The 13,898-nt window shown below is 61.2% G+C and carries 15 protein-coding genes; 7 read left to right on the top strand and 8 right to left on the bottom strand.

Translation table 11 applies throughout. The features are described from left to right. Positions 1-114 precede the first annotated feature (114 nt). The 8 genes from L0U84_RS07235 to L0U84_RS07200 all read right to left on the bottom strand — a co-directional run bounded on the left by L0U84_RS07235 (position 115) and on the right by L0U84_RS07200 (position 7,290). A complete protein-coding gene (locus tag L0U84_RS07235) occupies positions 115-1,560 on the bottom strand; it encodes an aldehyde dehydrogenase family protein (RefSeq protein WP_233848869.1) in 1,446 nt (481 codons plus the stop codon). A gap of 7 nt (positions 1,561-1,567) precedes the next feature. After that, on the bottom strand, positions 1,568-2,086 hold the full coding sequence (locus tag L0U84_RS07230) for a carboxymuconolactone decarboxylase family protein (protein WP_233848868.1): 519 nt from the start codon (positions 2,084-2,086) through the stop codon (positions 1,568-1,570). 36 nt (positions 2,087-2,122) lie between these two features. Further along, on the bottom strand, positions 2,123-3,094 hold the full coding sequence (locus L0U84_RS07225) for a quinone oxidoreductase family protein (protein ID WP_233848866.1): 972 nt from the start codon (positions 3,092-3,094) through the stop codon (positions 2,123-2,125). A gap of 145 nt (positions 3,095-3,239) precedes the next feature. After that, entirely contained in the window at positions 3,240-3,878 is a 639-nt protein-coding gene (locus L0U84_RS07220) for a glutathione S-transferase family protein (RefSeq protein WP_233848865.1), read from the bottom strand. After that, positions 3,875-4,492: a glutathione S-transferase family protein gene (locus L0U84_RS07215; RefSeq protein ID WP_233848864.1), complete on the bottom strand. Its 618-nt coding sequence runs from the start codon at positions 4,490-4,492 to the stop codon at positions 3,875-3,877. The genes L0U84_RS07220 and L0U84_RS07215 overlap by 4 nt, the downstream gene beginning before the upstream one ends. 37 nt (positions 4,493-4,529) lie before the next feature. Then, positions 4,530-5,900, bottom strand: a complete 1,371-nt coding sequence (gene gor / locus L0U84_RS07210) for a glutathione-disulfide reductase (RefSeq protein ID WP_233848862.1) — start codon at positions 5,898-5,900, stop codon at positions 4,530-4,532. 40 nt (positions 5,901-5,940) lie between these two features. Then, positions 5,941-6,240 carry a YciI family protein gene (locus L0U84_RS07205; protein ID WP_233848861.1) on the bottom strand — a complete coding sequence of 100 codons (300 nt, stop codon included), beginning with the start codon at positions 6,238-6,240 and terminating at the stop codon, positions 5,941-5,943. Positions 6,241-6,282: 42 nt separating this feature from the next. Next, positions 6,283-7,290, bottom strand: coding sequence for an NAD(P)H-dependent flavin oxidoreductase (locus tag L0U84_RS07200; RefSeq protein WP_233848859.1), 1,008 nt, complete (start codon positions 7,288-7,290; stop codon positions 6,283-6,285). A gap of 1,484 nt (positions 7,291-8,774) precedes the next feature. On the opposite strand from L0U84_RS07200, the gene L0U84_RS07195 reads away from it, so the two are divergent. The 7 genes from L0U84_RS07195 to L0U84_RS07165 all read left to right on the top strand — a co-directional run bounded on the left by L0U84_RS07195 (position 8,775) and on the right by L0U84_RS07165 (position 13,865). Beyond that, entirely contained in the window at positions 8,775-9,056 is a 282-nt protein-coding gene (locus L0U84_RS07195) for a BufA1 family periplasmic bufferin-type metallophore (RefSeq protein WP_233848858.1), read from the top strand. A gap of 74 nt (positions 9,057-9,130) precedes the next feature. Beyond that, the gene (locus L0U84_RS07190; RefSeq protein ID WP_233851965.1) at positions 9,131-9,547 is read left to right on the top strand and encodes a DoxX family protein; all 417 of its coding nucleotides are present in this window, start codon (positions 9,131-9,133) and stop codon (positions 9,545-9,547) included. A gap of 109 nt (positions 9,548-9,656) precedes the next feature. Then, positions 9,657-10,421 (top strand): alpha/beta fold hydrolase, encoded by a 765-nt coding sequence (locus tag L0U84_RS07185; protein ID WP_233848857.1) that lies wholly within the window; start codon positions 9,657-9,659, stop codon positions 10,419-10,421. A 99-nt stretch (positions 10,422-10,520) separates the two neighbouring features. Continuing rightward, positions 10,521-10,790 carry a BufA2 family periplasmic bufferin-type metallophore gene (gene bufA2 / locus L0U84_RS07180; RefSeq protein ID WP_233848856.1) on the top strand — a complete coding sequence of 90 codons (270 nt, stop codon included), beginning with the start codon at positions 10,521-10,523 and terminating at the stop codon, positions 10,788-10,790. 68 nt (positions 10,791-10,858) lie between these two features. After that, on the top strand, positions 10,859-11,710 hold the full coding sequence (gene bufB / locus L0U84_RS07175; protein WP_233848855.1) for an MNIO family bufferin maturase: 852 nt from the start codon (positions 10,859-10,861) through the stop codon (positions 11,708-11,710). Continuing rightward, complete coding sequence (locus tag L0U84_RS07170) at positions 11,707-12,471, top strand: HvfC/BufC N-terminal domain-containing protein (RefSeq protein ID WP_233848851.1); 765 nt, start codon at positions 11,707-11,709, stop codon at positions 12,469-12,471. The genes bufB and L0U84_RS07170 overlap by 4 nt, the downstream gene beginning before the upstream one ends. A 59-nt stretch (positions 12,472-12,530) precedes the next feature. Then, complete coding sequence (locus L0U84_RS07165; RefSeq protein WP_233848850.1) at positions 12,531-13,865, top strand: acetamidase/formamidase family protein; 1,335 nt, start codon at positions 12,531-12,533, stop codon at positions 13,863-13,865. The last annotated feature ends 33 nt before the right edge of the window (positions 13,866-13,898 follow it).

The raw sequence follows: 13,898 nt of genomic DNA, 5'->3' as shown, positions 1-13,898 counted from the left end.
GCAATCAATGATTACATGGCGAGTCTTCCTCGGCTCGCCAGCGATACGACCGGTTACTCCGCTGTATATGACGCGAAACTGCTTGCGTATGCAGCAAATATTCCACATTCGCCATCACGCCATCGTGTAGGCCGTCTTGACCGTGGTGTAGTGCTCCCTCGCGTACGTCCCTTGCTCACGAGAGCCATAGCTCGACCCCTTGCGGCCGCCGAACGGCACGTGATAGTCGACACCGGCTGTCGGCACATTGACCATCACCATGCCCGCCTCGCTGTTGCGTTTGAAATGCGTCGCATATTTCAGTGAAGTCGTACAGATACCGGAGGACAGGCCGAACTCGGTGTCATTGGCCACCGCGAGTGCTTCGTCGTAATCCTTGACTCGCACGATGTTGGCCACCGGGCCGAAGACCTCCTCGCGCGAGATTCGCATGCTATTGGTTGTTTCCGTGAAAAGCGCCGGCTGCAGATAGAATCCGGGCGTCTCACGCTTGAGGAGTTCGCCGCCGAATACGAGCTCGCCTCCCTCCTCTTTCGCGATCTGGATGTATCTGAGGTCCTGTTCCAGCTGGCTCTGGTCAACGACCGGGCCTATGTGGGTGCCTTGCTTGAGCGCATCGTCGACCACGATTGCCTTTAGCCGCTCGATGCAGGCCTTGACGAAACGGTCATGAATGCCGGCCTGTACGATCAGGCGCGAAGACGCCGTGCAACGCTGGCCGGTCGAAAAGAATGCGCCGTTGACGGCCACTTCGACCGCCGTGTCGAGGTCCGCGTCGTCGAGCACGACCAGCGGGTTCTTGCCGCCCATCTCGAGCTGGACCTTTTTCATCGGATTCGAAGCGATGCAAGAGGCAGCAACCTTGCGACCGGTCGCGACCGACCCCGTGAAAGAGATCGCATGCACGTCCTTGTGTTTGAGCAGCGCCTCGCCAACCACCGAGCCGCGGCCCATGACGAGATTCAGCACGCCTCGCGGCAGGCCGGCGCGCTGGATGATGTCCACGAGCGCCCAGGCGGAGCCCGGCACGAGGTCGGCAGGCTTAATGACCACGCAGTTGCCCCACGCGAGCGCCGGCGCGATCTTCCACGCCGGGATTGCGATCGGGAAGTTCCAGGGCGTGATCATCCCGACTACGCCTATCGGCTCGCGGGTGATCTCCACGCCGACGCCGGGGCGCACGGACGGAATCGCCTCACCACCTGTGCGCAGGCATTCGCCGGCGACGAAGGCGAAAATCTGCCCGGCGCGCACCACTTCGCCTATCCCCTCGGTGAGCGTCTTGCCCTCCTCGCGCGCGAGAAGCCGGCCCAGCTCGCCCTTACGGGCCAGGATCTCATCGGAGGTCTTCTTCAAAATATCAAAGCGTTGTTGTGGCGTTGAACGGCTCCAGGCCGGGAAGGCGCCCTTCGCCGCGTCCACCGCGTCGTTCACGTCCGCCACGGCCCCCTGGGCGTACTCGCCGACAACATCATTCGTATCCGATGGATTGATGTTGCGAGCGACACCAGAGCCCGATGCAAATTCTCCGCCGATAAGATTCAAATAAATTCCCGGCATGGTTTCCTCAATACGCAGTGTCGAGTCGGGCCTTGCTCTCGGCCTCGGCCAGCTGGGCGATGATCTCCGCCCCGCGGTTTGCGCAGGGAATCCCGCCATAGAGGTAAGCGAGACTCACGACGGCTTGCATCTCTTCCCACGTGGCGCCGGCTCGACGCGCAGCGCGGGCATGCAACGTGGCCGCGTCGAGTAATCTTGCGAGCAGCAGGCCGAACACGATGAGCTGCGCGGTCTTCGTATCGAAGCACGCCGGATATAAAGCGTGATGACGCACCTCCTCTTGCAGGCGAAGGAGTTCGGGATCGATCGCACCCGTCACGGCCAGTCGGGCGGCGATACGTGGCGGCACGAACCCGACCAGGTCCTTGTAGGCCTGCTCGCGATCCGAGAGAGCCGTTTGTTTGTCTGCATACTCACCGATTTCATTTCTAACCGCATCCATGTCCACTTTTACGTGTGCCATCGACATGTTCCTTTCTTTTTGGACTTCGTTGTACTTATCGTCGTAACGACTATCCGCCGGCATTCGAATTCAGCTTCAGGACGCCGGCGGCGCTTCGCCTCAGGCCATCAAAACCAGCGAACCGGTCGTCTTGCGGGATTCCAGGCTGCGATGCGCGTCCGCTGCATCCTTGAGCGCAAAGCGCTGATTGATATGGACCTTCACCGCACCTGACTGGACCACGTCGAACACCTCCCGCGCACCCTCTTCGACCTTGGCGCGCGTCGGCAGATACGCGTTCTGCGTGGGACGGGTCAGGTACAACGAGCCCTTCTTGTCGAGGATACTGAGGTCGAACGGCGGCACCGGGCCGGAGGACTGCCCGAAGAGCACCATCAGACCGCGCGGCCTGAGACAATCGAGCGACTTCATGAAGGTATCTTTACCAATCGAGTCGTAGACGACCGGAACGCCGACGCCGCCCGTGATCTCCTTCACCGCCTCCACGAAGTCGTCCTTGCCGTGCACCAGCGCGTGGACGCAGCCGTGGGCCTTCACGAGTTCCGCTTTCTCTTCGGTCGACACGGTGCCGATGACCGTCGCGCCCAGATGCCGCGCCCACTGGCAGAGCACGAGGCCCACGCCGCCCGCGGCGGCGTGCACGAGGATCGTGTCGCCCTTGCCGACCCGGTAGGTCTGACGGCACAGGAACTGGGCAGTCATACCCTTTTGCATCACCGCGGCACCCACATCGTCGCTGATGCCATCCGGCACCTTGACCAGCCGATCTGCCGGCACGAGCCGCACCTGGGCATAGGCGCCTTGCACGCCGCTATAGACGACCCGGTCGCCGGGCTTGAGCGAAGTGACGTCAGGGCCGACAGCATCGACCACGCCAACGGCCTCGCGCCCGGGAATGAAGGGCATAGGCTGCTCATAAAGGCCGGCGCGAAAATAGATGTCGATGAAGTTGACGCCGACAGCCGTCTGGCGAAGGCGCGCTTGCCCGGGGCCGGGGTCGCCGACGGCGATCTCCTCCCAGACGAGCTTTTCGGGTCCGCCGGTCTCACGAACGCGGATGGCATAGGGCATCTGTGTCTCCTTCAGTTGGTTGGGACAATCAGGTTTCGTAGAGCTCGAGTGAAGATACCCACGCCGGGCGCCCAAATAAACATGTTGCGGCGGGAAAGACTCTCAGGCGCTGCTGGATAATCACGCTTGCTTCTTGCACAGGGGATCAGCTCAACCCGATCTCGACTACGTGCTTGCGGAAGGCCTCACGTTTGCAAAGCAGGTCGTACCACCGCTTTACGTTAGGCAGGTTCGGGCGTTCCACGGGGAGCGTTAGCCAGCGGTACGCCAACGGCCCGACCGCGATATCGGCAATCGAAAAGGACGCGCCTCCCAGATATTCCGATCGCTCGAGATATCCGTCGACTAATCCGAAAAGTTTCGCATTCTGGTCACGTGCCTCGTCAATGGCGTCCGGACGACGCTGTTCAGGCGGTGTTCGCACGATTCTCTGAAAGAGCGATCTGTTTGCCGGCCCCAGGGAGGACAACTGCCAGTCCATCCAGCGATCGACCCACGAACGCCCGACCGGATCGGTGGGATATAGCCCTACCGTATGAAAACGATTGGCGAGATATCGCAGTATCGAGTTGGATTCCCAAACCACGACGTCTCCATGAATCAACGTGGGCACGACGCCATTGGGATTCTTTGCCAGATAGTCGGCGGCCTTGTTGCCACCGAACTCGCCGCCCACGTCTATACGCACGCACGGCTGCTCTATTTCGTCAAGCAACCACATGACCTTCTGCACGTTGGAGGAATCGCTCCTCCCTAGCACCGTCAGAGCAAAACTATTCGTCATGACGAGATCTCCATACCTCGCTGTACAGCGGGCCTCGAGCCTATCGAATCGTACCAACGCTTGACATTCGGAATGTCTTCCCACGCGATCTGATGTAATTCAAAACGCGCGACCCACGGGTAGATTGCGATGTCCGCAATGGAGTATTCATTACCCGCGACGTATTCCGACTTGCCGAGGCGTCCGTCCAATACCTTGTATAGCCTGTGCGTCTCGGCCGTATACCGCTTGAGGCCATATGTTTCCTCTGGCGCATAGCGGCGGAAATGATGCGTCTGCCCGAACATCGGGCCGATCCCACCCATCTGAAACATTAACCACTGAATCGTCTCGTGACGTTCCACGCCCGATGACGCCAACAATTTCCCTGTCTTGTCGGCCAGGTAGATAAGAATCGCCCCGGATTCGCACAACGTGATCTTGTTCCCTTGCGGCCCTTCAGGATCGACAATCACCGGGATCTTGTTGTTCGGATTCATTGCGAGGAAGCTGTTCTCGAATTGCTCGCCTTTGGTGATATCCACCATGTGCACTTTGAATGGAATCCGAAGTTCTTCCAACGCTATGGAGACTTTCCTTCCGTTGGGTGTCCCCCACGTATATAAATCAATCATCTCTTTGCCCTCCTGCGATGTATCTTCTTACCTTCGCTCAAGACTCCTGCCGCGTTGAATATCTCGCCTTTTTCAACGTGACGAACTCCTCCGCCACGCTCGGATGGACACCGAGTGTGGCGTCGAAGTCCGCCTTCGTTGCCCCCGCCTTGAGTGCGATGGCGATGCCTTGAATGATCTCGGCGGCGTCCGCGGCTACGACGTGTGCACCCACAATGCGATCGGTCGCCGCTTGCGCAATGAGTTTCACCAGAACGCGCTCGTTTCGACCGGACAGCGTGGCGCGCATTGGGCCAAAACCGCTGCTGTACACTCGGACAGCGCCGTGCCTCTCACGGGCTTCCTCTTCGGTGAGACCCACCGCGGCGACCTGCGGCTGACTGAATACGGCGAACGGAACGCCATCGTGGTCTGTTCGACGGGGCTTGTTACCGAAGACGGTATCCGCGAAAGCATGGCCTTCCTGGATCGCGACAGGCGTCAGGTTGAGGCGGTTTGTAACGTCTCCCACCGCGTAGAGGTGATCGCACGACGTGCGCGAATAACCGTCCACGGGAACCGCGCCGCGTGCGTCGACCTGAACGCCGACACGTTCGAGGCCTAGACCGTCTGTGTTCGGTCGTCGTCCCGTGGCAGCCATCACGAGGTCGACCTCCAGAATCTCTCCAGATTCGAGGTAAAGCTGATAGGCGTCCTGTTTTCGCCCGACTGCGACGACCGTGCTGGCGAGCCGCATCTGGATATCGTTGGCGGCCAGTTCACTGCCAATATGCTCCCGCACCTCTTCGTCGAATCCGCGTAGCAGCCTTCGGCCTCGATGGACCATCCACACGCGTGATCCCAGCCCCTTGAAAATGCCAGCGAATTCGCACGCGATATATCCACCGCCAACGATTGCGATCCGCTTTGGCGCGTGTTCCATGGCCAGGATGTCGTTGGACGTCACCATCAGCTCGGCGCCGGGAATTCGAGGCATCTCTGGCTTCGATCCACTGGCGACCAATATGTGATCTGCCGTGAAGCTCATCTCGTTCACGCAAACCTCATGTGGACCAACAATCGTTGCTTTCCCCTTTATCACCTTGACACCGGCACTGCCGAGCAATCCCTCGTATACGTGCTCCAGACGGTCCACCTCTGCGTCCTTCGCGCGAATCAGGCTTTCCCATTCGTGTGACGCTTGCGGAACCTGCCAACCGAATCCCTTGCTGTCCTCAAGCGCCATTCCAAATTGCGACGCGTACATCAGGAGTTTTTTGGGCACGCACCCACGAATCACGCAAGTACCGCCGAGCCTGTACTCCTCGGCGACAGCGACCTTTGCGCCGTATCCCGCCGCGATGCGACTTGCCCGGACGCCACCGGACCCGCCGCCTATGACGAAGAGGTCAAAATCGTATGCATTCATGGAGCGTTCCCGGGTGCCGTTAAATGAACGAGGGCTGCCCCTATCTCTTGTCCGGATTGCCGGTCCCCCAATCCCAAGGCCTGATTGCGACCTCGGCAAATATATCCGCCTTGCTGTAGGGGTCGTTCGCCGAAAACCGTTCGGCAGTCGCGAGGTCCGCCGCCTCGACCACGAGCAGCGAGCCGATCGCCGACGTGCCGTCAGGCGCCATGAGCGGGCCGCCCAGCCTGTAAGTCACGCCATGAGGCGGGGCTTTCAGGTATTCGCGGTGGGCCGGACGCGTCGCGGCTCTAAGTTCGGCGACTCCGGGGCGGTCTATTGCGACGATAGCGAAGTACATTGAAACTCCTTGGTATTGGGAGATTTTCGTCTTTGAATCAGGCTAGCGAACGGTCCGTAGTTGCACGGTCTTAACGAGCGCGGCCTCCGCCGTCGCCTCGATTTCCGCAACGATTTTGGCCACCGGCTTTACATCGTGAATGAGTTCGACGGCCGCACTCGCATAGAGTGGACTGGCCTCCCAATCGCCCTCCATGGCGTCCCAGGCGGCGGCGGCGTTATAGCGGTAAAGGGGCTTTCCATTCGGGAAGCTCGATATACGGTCGCCTTCCCCGGGCCGGTGACCGATAGGTGGGCAACCGGCCTCCTCCCATTTGGTGAACGTCGAATTGCGTATCACCCAATGCGGACACTCCTGCCCAACCGGATCGAAGATCTCGGTTTCCACAAGGTCTGTCGCGCGAGCCGCGGCAACCCGCGCCTTGTAACCGCGATGGTTTGCCGACTCCTCGCTCGCGACAAACCGCGTTCCCATCCAGACCCCGCATGCACCTAAAGCCATTGCGGCGATGAGGCCGCGCCCGTCTGCAATACCGCCCGCGGCTACCACGGGCACCCCTCTCGCGGCGTCAACGATAGACGGCAAAAGCGACATCGTAGGCGCGCTTCCCACGAAATGCCCGCCCGCCTCTCTCCCCTGGGAAACAATGAAGTCGACACCGATATCCTTCGCTCGCGCCGCGTCTTCCGGGCTTCCCACAGTCCAGAACACGAGCCCGCCCGCATCCTTGATGATGCGAACATAGGGTTCAATTTCGCCCTGCCACACGGAGAACACCCGGACCCCGGCATCCAATGCCGCGGCGAGCCGCTTGCGCTGGTCAACGACCAAGGTCAGGTTCGCGCCGAACCGGCCGTTCGTGGCTCGATGCATTTTCGCAAGCTCGTCGCTTACGGTGTCTTCCGGCATATGCGCCAGTGCAGTAAAGCCAAAGCTCCCGCTATCGGCTACCGCCGCGAGAAATTCTGCGCTAGTGCCTCGTCCGAGAGGGGCGGCCAGCACCGGAACGCGCAAATCGAGAGCTTTCGTCAACGCTGTTTCGAAAGGCATATCAGCATTTCTCCACGCTCGGATCGAGCGCCTAATGTGTCATCTGTGTCCACGCGACTTCGCCTGCTTTCTTTCAGATTCGAAGGTTCGACGCCGTGGAGTCGTTGGTATCCCGCTTGCATTGACTGCAAGATAAACCTCTTTTCTCGCGGGATAACTGCCCTCAAACTTGATAGATCTTCAGGCGATTCGAAATAATCGTGGGCGTTCCTGAGGCGATTTGGTCGCGTAGAAGTTCACAGCGAGCAAGGATTTGTGGAGCAGCCTGAGGCGCTACTCGAAGGCCAAATCGACGCGAACGATCTGGGCGTTCAGGCCGACGATTGGCTGGCTGGGCTAGATCGGTGTTTCGTCCGGCGAGCGGAAAATTGGAGGACACCGCTGCCGCGCAAAAAGGCAATGCGCCCGATGACGCTTTGAGCCGAAAGTATGTCAATGTGCTGACGAGCGATGTCGTTTTCGCACTGCCTGCTAGTCAAGGCACCTTCGATGAAATCCGGCTGCGAGCATTTCCGCACAGGACGGCATTGCCGACTCATCGTCTCGCGATCGAACCCGGAATCAGTGTCACGCCCGGCCCGCTCTTATGCGCGTCATGTGCATTCAACAATTGAGTGGCTCAACTACGGCCAACCATGGTGGCCGCGCATCGATGAGGCGATTCCCACGCTCGGTGAACTGCCCGTTCATCCCGACGCGTGCGCTCAATCGCGATCAATCGATGCGCGCGGCGCCAACCCATACCAACCTTAACTTCCAAAGAACAGATTGCAGAAGCTCGCCGGGCCCACACAGGCATTGGGGTCCCTTGCCGGCGTCGTAGTCCGATGCCGCCGCGCGTGATACGTATCCTCCCGGGACGCATTCGCCGAGGACGTAGTCACGTCGGCCGTTTGTTGAACATCCGCATGCGCGGGAGCGAGGGGTTCTGCGTGGACAGCGAAGCTGGCCGACAGCGAACATGCAAAAAGGACAGCAGTAAGCAATTTCATTTCAATCTCTCTAGCAAGGTGATGGAGGCGAAGCCTCCGGGAAACAGCCTGGCCAGATTAATCACTTTCAATCGCCAAGAGAATCCCATAGTCGCGGGAATGATCCTTCCATTCCATGGGAGTATCGGGAGGCGGGCTTGCGCTGAGCGCGCAAGCAGCGCGTGGTTTGTATCGCAATGTATCGAGGCGCCGCTGCTATACAAATCCTTGCAGAAACACGCGGTCTCCAACACAAACGCGATACATACCGCTGTTGTAATACGACCCAACGAGTGATGCATAGGAGCAGCGAATGAGCGGTCGGATACGCCATCACTCTCCTTGTGATATCGCGTGCGATTTACTCGCTAGCGATTTACACAGAATCATCTTCACCCGTCTTAATCGCATGCGACACCATCGATTACGATTTTACTCCGATTCAACGGAAGTACCCGTTGCGCCGAACCGGCTTCACCCTCGTATTCCTCTTCATACTTCAAGGAGATCATTATGAAGAACACCCGCGCGGCCCTTGCGGCCACCTTCGCGCTTTCGCTGACTGCGCTTGCCACCGGCGCACATGCCGACACCAGCCCCGCGCACACGCCGCAGGAAAAATGCTTCGGCGTCGCCCTGGCTGGCAAAAACGATTGCGCAGCGGGCGCCGGTACATCGTGCGCGGCCACGTCGAAGGTCGACTATCAGGGCAATGCGTTCATCCTCGTCGACAAGGGAACCTGCACACATATCAAGACCCCCAAGGGATACGGCTCCCTGAAGGCGACATCATGATGTCCGCGCCCCGACAACCTGCGGCTCGCGCCGAGAGCCTGCGCGCGACGACCTCGCCCGGCACAGCCGCCGATATGTTGCAGCGGCTCCTGCCACCCGCGCTGCAGTTGCTGGTTGCGCGCCTCGGCATTGCCTCGATCTTCTTTCTATCCGGGCGAACCAAGGTCCAGGGGCTATTGACGATCAAGGCGTCGACCTACGAACTGTTTCGCAGCGAGTACGCATTGCCGCTGATTCCGCCCGAGATCGCCGCACATCTTGCGGCATATACGGAGCACCTATGTCCGATTCTGCTCGTGCTCGGACTCTTCACGCGGTCTGCCGCGGCAACGTTGCTCGGCATGACAGCCGTGATCGAAATATTCGTCTATCCGGATGCATGGCCAACGCACCTGAGCTGGGCCGGCCTGCTTCTCCCGTTGATCGTCCAGGGTGGCGGCGCATGGTCGCTCGACTCGCTGCGGCGCCGGGGACAAACACTTACGCGGTAATTTCAGACTGATCGAGTATGACGCCTCACTCGGCATTTGATCAGCAATCCTGCTTTTATTGACTCACCACTCATCAGATCGAGGCCGCTCCGGCCTCTGGAGATACGCAATGCGAATTCTGTCGACCCTGACACTCGCCGCAGCGGCACTGGCCGCCCCTATGCTCGCGTCCGCCGCCACGCCGCAAGCGCCAGCGGGCGTCAAAAACATCGTCGTCGTTCATGACGCCTTTACCGACGGCTCTGGCTGGCGCGTCGTTTTCGACATCCTGAGCCACAAGGGCTACAACGTCACCGTGGTTCAGGAACCACTCACCACACTCGACGAGGACGTGGCCGCCACCCGCAGCGCGATCGTGTCGGCCAACGGCCCGGTGATCCTGGTGGGCGACGGTTACGGCGGCTCGGTCATTACCGTAGCGGGTACGCGGCCCAAAGTGAAAGCGCTCGTGTATGTCGCGGCGTTCCAGCCCGACGTTGGGGAGAGCGTTACGCAACTCTCAGCGTCCGTCCCTGAGCCGACCAACGACATTCATACCACCCGCGACGGGCATCTGTTCTTCGATTCCGCGAAGTTTTCCGCCGACTATGCGGGCGATCTGATCGCCAATCGCACCAACTTCATGGCGGCCTCGCAAATGCCCGCGACCGCGGCCGCATTCGGCGCACAGACGCCCGATGCGGCGTGGCACGACAAACCGAGCTACGCCATCGTCGCGACCCAGGACCGCGTGCTGAGCCCGGACCTGCAGCGCTCGATGTACCAACGCGCGGGGTCCAAGCTCACCGAGGTTGCCGCAAGCCACGCCATCGTCATCTCTCAACCCGAGGCGGTCGCACAGGTGATCGAAGACGCCGCGCTCCACGCGAATTAAGCGCATGCGCGTTACTGAAACGCTGTACCGGCGGCTTGCATTGAGCCGTCTCCCTTTGTTGGTCCTTTCTTGGCCCTTTCCTGCCACTTTGGAGAACTCATGAACCTCAACCTCAAATCCCGCGCCAGCCTGGCCGCGGCAGCAGCCCTCATCGCCGTGGCCACCGCATCGGCCGCAAGTGTCGCCAATGCGGCGGGCGCCGAGCAGCCCGGGCGCTGCTATGGCGTCAATTCGTGCAAGGGCCAAGGCCTCTGCGCAACTGCGAAGAACGATTGCAAGGGCCTCAACACGTGCAAGGGCAAGGGCGTGATCGTCAAGGCGCCTACCGAGTGCCGTGCGCTGGGCGGCACGTTGACGGAACCGAAGTAATCCCGCTGCTGGCCCGTCCTCGGCGGGCGGGCCGGCCGCAACCCGTATTCATTGGCGGAGTCCGCTCGATGCCTGCACCCAACCCACCCTTCTTCGGCTATGGCCTCGGCCTGCGCAGGGAACATTATCGCGACTTCCTCGAGACGGCCGTGCCGGTCGATTTCGTCGAAGTCATATCCGAGAACTTTATGGTCGAAGGCGGTCAGCCACGCGACATCCTGCGCCGGGTACGCGAGCGGCACCCCGTCGCCTTGCACGGCGTGTCGATGTCGATTGGCTCGGCAGACGACCTCGACCGCGACTATCTGCGGCGCCTGAAGGCACTCGTCGACGAGATCGACCCGCTCTTCGTTTCCGATCACTTGAGCTGGTCGCGCATCGGGCGCTTCAACTCACACGATCTGCTGCCTGTTCCCTACACCGAGGAAGCGCTCGACGTGGTCTGCGCGCACATCTCGACGGCACAGGACGCATTGGGCCGCACCATGCTGATCGAAAATCCGTCGAGCTATCTCGCCTTCGACGATGCACCCATGACCGAATGGGAGTTCATCGCGCGCATGACGAAGCGCACCGGCTGCGAGTTGCTGCTCGACGTGAACAACGTCTTCGTGAGCGCTACGAATCACGGCTTCGACCCCATCGCATTTCTGGAAGGCATGCCTGCCGAACGCGTGCGCCAGATCCATTTAGCGGGACATTCGCAGGGTGACGGGCTGCTCATCGACACGCACGACAGCTCCGTATGTGCCGACGTGTGGTCACTCTATGCGAATGCGATCTCGCGGCTGGGACCGGTCGCGACGATGATCGAGCGCGATGCCGATATTCCGCCGCTCGCCGACCTGCTCGCCGAGCTCTCGCATGCGCGAGCGCTCGGCTCGAAGCACGCGCCATTGCGCATCGCGGAGGCTGCATGAGACTCGCCGAGTGGCAGCTGCATTTTCAGGCCTGGCTCGCGGACGGCTCGGACGACGCGGCGCACAGCCTTGGCGACCCGGCCGCGCGCGGGCTCGCGGTCTATCAAAACAATTACCGCAGCCAGCTTGTCGACTGCCTGCAGCAGTCGTTCGCACAGGTACGCAAATGGATGGGGGACGAAGCCTTCCTGCCCGCAGCGCTCACGCACATCAATCGCCATCCTCCGCATACATGGACGCTCGACGCTTACCCGCACGCGTTCGGCGAAACGCTCGCTTCGCTCTACCCGGACCACCCCGATCTGCATGAACTCGCATGGATCGAGCGCGCGCTCGACGAAGCGTTCGTCGCGCGAGATGCCGCTTGCGTTCCCGCCTCGACGCTTGCCGCAATCGACTGGGAATCCGCCAGCCTGCAATTCACCCCTTCGCTCAAGGTCCGTGCCGCCACGACCAACGCGGACGATATCTGGACGGCGCTGTGCGACGAAGCATCGCCGCCCGAGGGTGAGATGCTCGCCGAGCCGGGCGGCTTGCTCGTCTGGCGCCGCGGCTTGACCTGCAGCCTCAAGCGCGTGGATGCCGTCGAATACGAAGCCTTGCTGCATGTGTTGCGCAACCGCAGCTTCGCGTCGCTTTGCGACAAGCTGGCCGCCCGCCTCGGCGAGGCGGACGGCATCGCACGGGCCGGTGCGCTGCTCGCCACCTGGTTTGCGAGCGAACTCATTACCGGCGTCAAACACAGTCAACTCGATGTTTGATTTTGTTCAGTCTGCCTAACTTTTAAACGCCGCGACCGTTGCGGCGCATGGAGATGATCATGACAACCACTCTGCCCAATCCCCTTTCAAACCGTGCCCCTGTGCAGCGTCTGCACGTGGCGTCGTACACCGACGGCCTGCTCGGCCCCAGCCAACCCATGCTGGGTCCGCTCGCCGACGGCGGCACGCTGATCGCCGGCACGCCGCCGGGCTGCTGGGGACCGATGATTACGCCGGCATTTCAGGGCGGCCATGAAGTGACCCAGCCGGTCGCCATTGCCGGCGCGGAAGTGGGCGACGCCGTCGCGCTGAAAATCGAGCGCATGCGCGTCACGTCGCTGGCGACGTCTTCCGGCGTCATGCAGTTCGTGGAGGGGCGCTACCACGGCGACCCGTTCGTCGCCAAGTTTTGCCCGGCATGCGGCACCGAACATCCGGCGAGTCACCTCGAAGGAATCGGTGCTGACGCGGTTCGCTGCGATCATTGCGGTGCGCAGGCCAACGCGTTCCGCTTCAGGCACGGCTATGTGATCGTGTTCGATCACGAAAACCAGGTCAGCCTCACCGTCAACCAGAGCGTGGCCGATCGCCTGGCAGCCGATGCCTCGCGGATGTCGGCACTGCCCGAGCTTGCGGCCCAGCACTCCATCCTCTCGCTCGCGCGCGCCGACATGCCGGGCGTGGCGGCCCACATGCGCCCCTTCCTTGGCAACATCGGCACGACGCCATCCCAGGACCTGCCCGATTCGCACAACTGCGCCGATTTCGGTCAGTACCTGGTTGGCGCGCCGCACCGTTACGCAATGAGCGAAGAGGTGCTCCACGCCGCGAAAACCGACGGCCACATGGACACCAATTCGGTGCGCGAGGGATGTATCGTGATCTGTCCGGTCAAGGTGCCGGGCGCCGGCGTTTATCTCGGCGACATGCATGCGCAGCAAGGCAACGGAGAGATCGCAGGGCACGCCACTGACGTCTCGGGCGAGACGCAGCTGAGCGTCGAGGTGATCAAGCAACTCACGCTCGACGGGCCGATCCTGTTGCAAAACGTGGAAGATCTCCCGCCCATGGCGCGCCCCATGAGCGCCGCGCAACGCCGTTGTGTCGCGGAACTCGGCGCCCGTTGGGGGCAACACGAGGTCGAGCAAAGCGGGCCGGTCACCTTCATCGGCAGTGGCGTCAATCTCAACGAAGCCACCGAAATCGGCTTGCGCCGCGCAGCGTCCGTGACCGGCTTGTCGTATGAAGAAGTGCTCAACCGCGCAACCATCACCGGGTCGATTGAAATCAGCCGCCTGCCGGGCACGGTGCGTGTCACCATCCTGTGCCCGCTGGCGATTCTCGACCGGATCGGGATCGGCCATCTGGTGCGCGAGAAGTATCAGCTTTCGTAGGCTTCTTTACATTCCGGTCAGGTCCAAACGAGT

It is taken from the genome of Paraburkholderia sp. HD33-4 (genome assembly GCF_021390635.1).
Lineage (GTDB): Bacteria > Pseudomonadota > Gammaproteobacteria > Burkholderiales > Burkholderiaceae > Paraburkholderia.
This window is presented reverse-complemented; position numbering and strand designations above follow the sequence as displayed.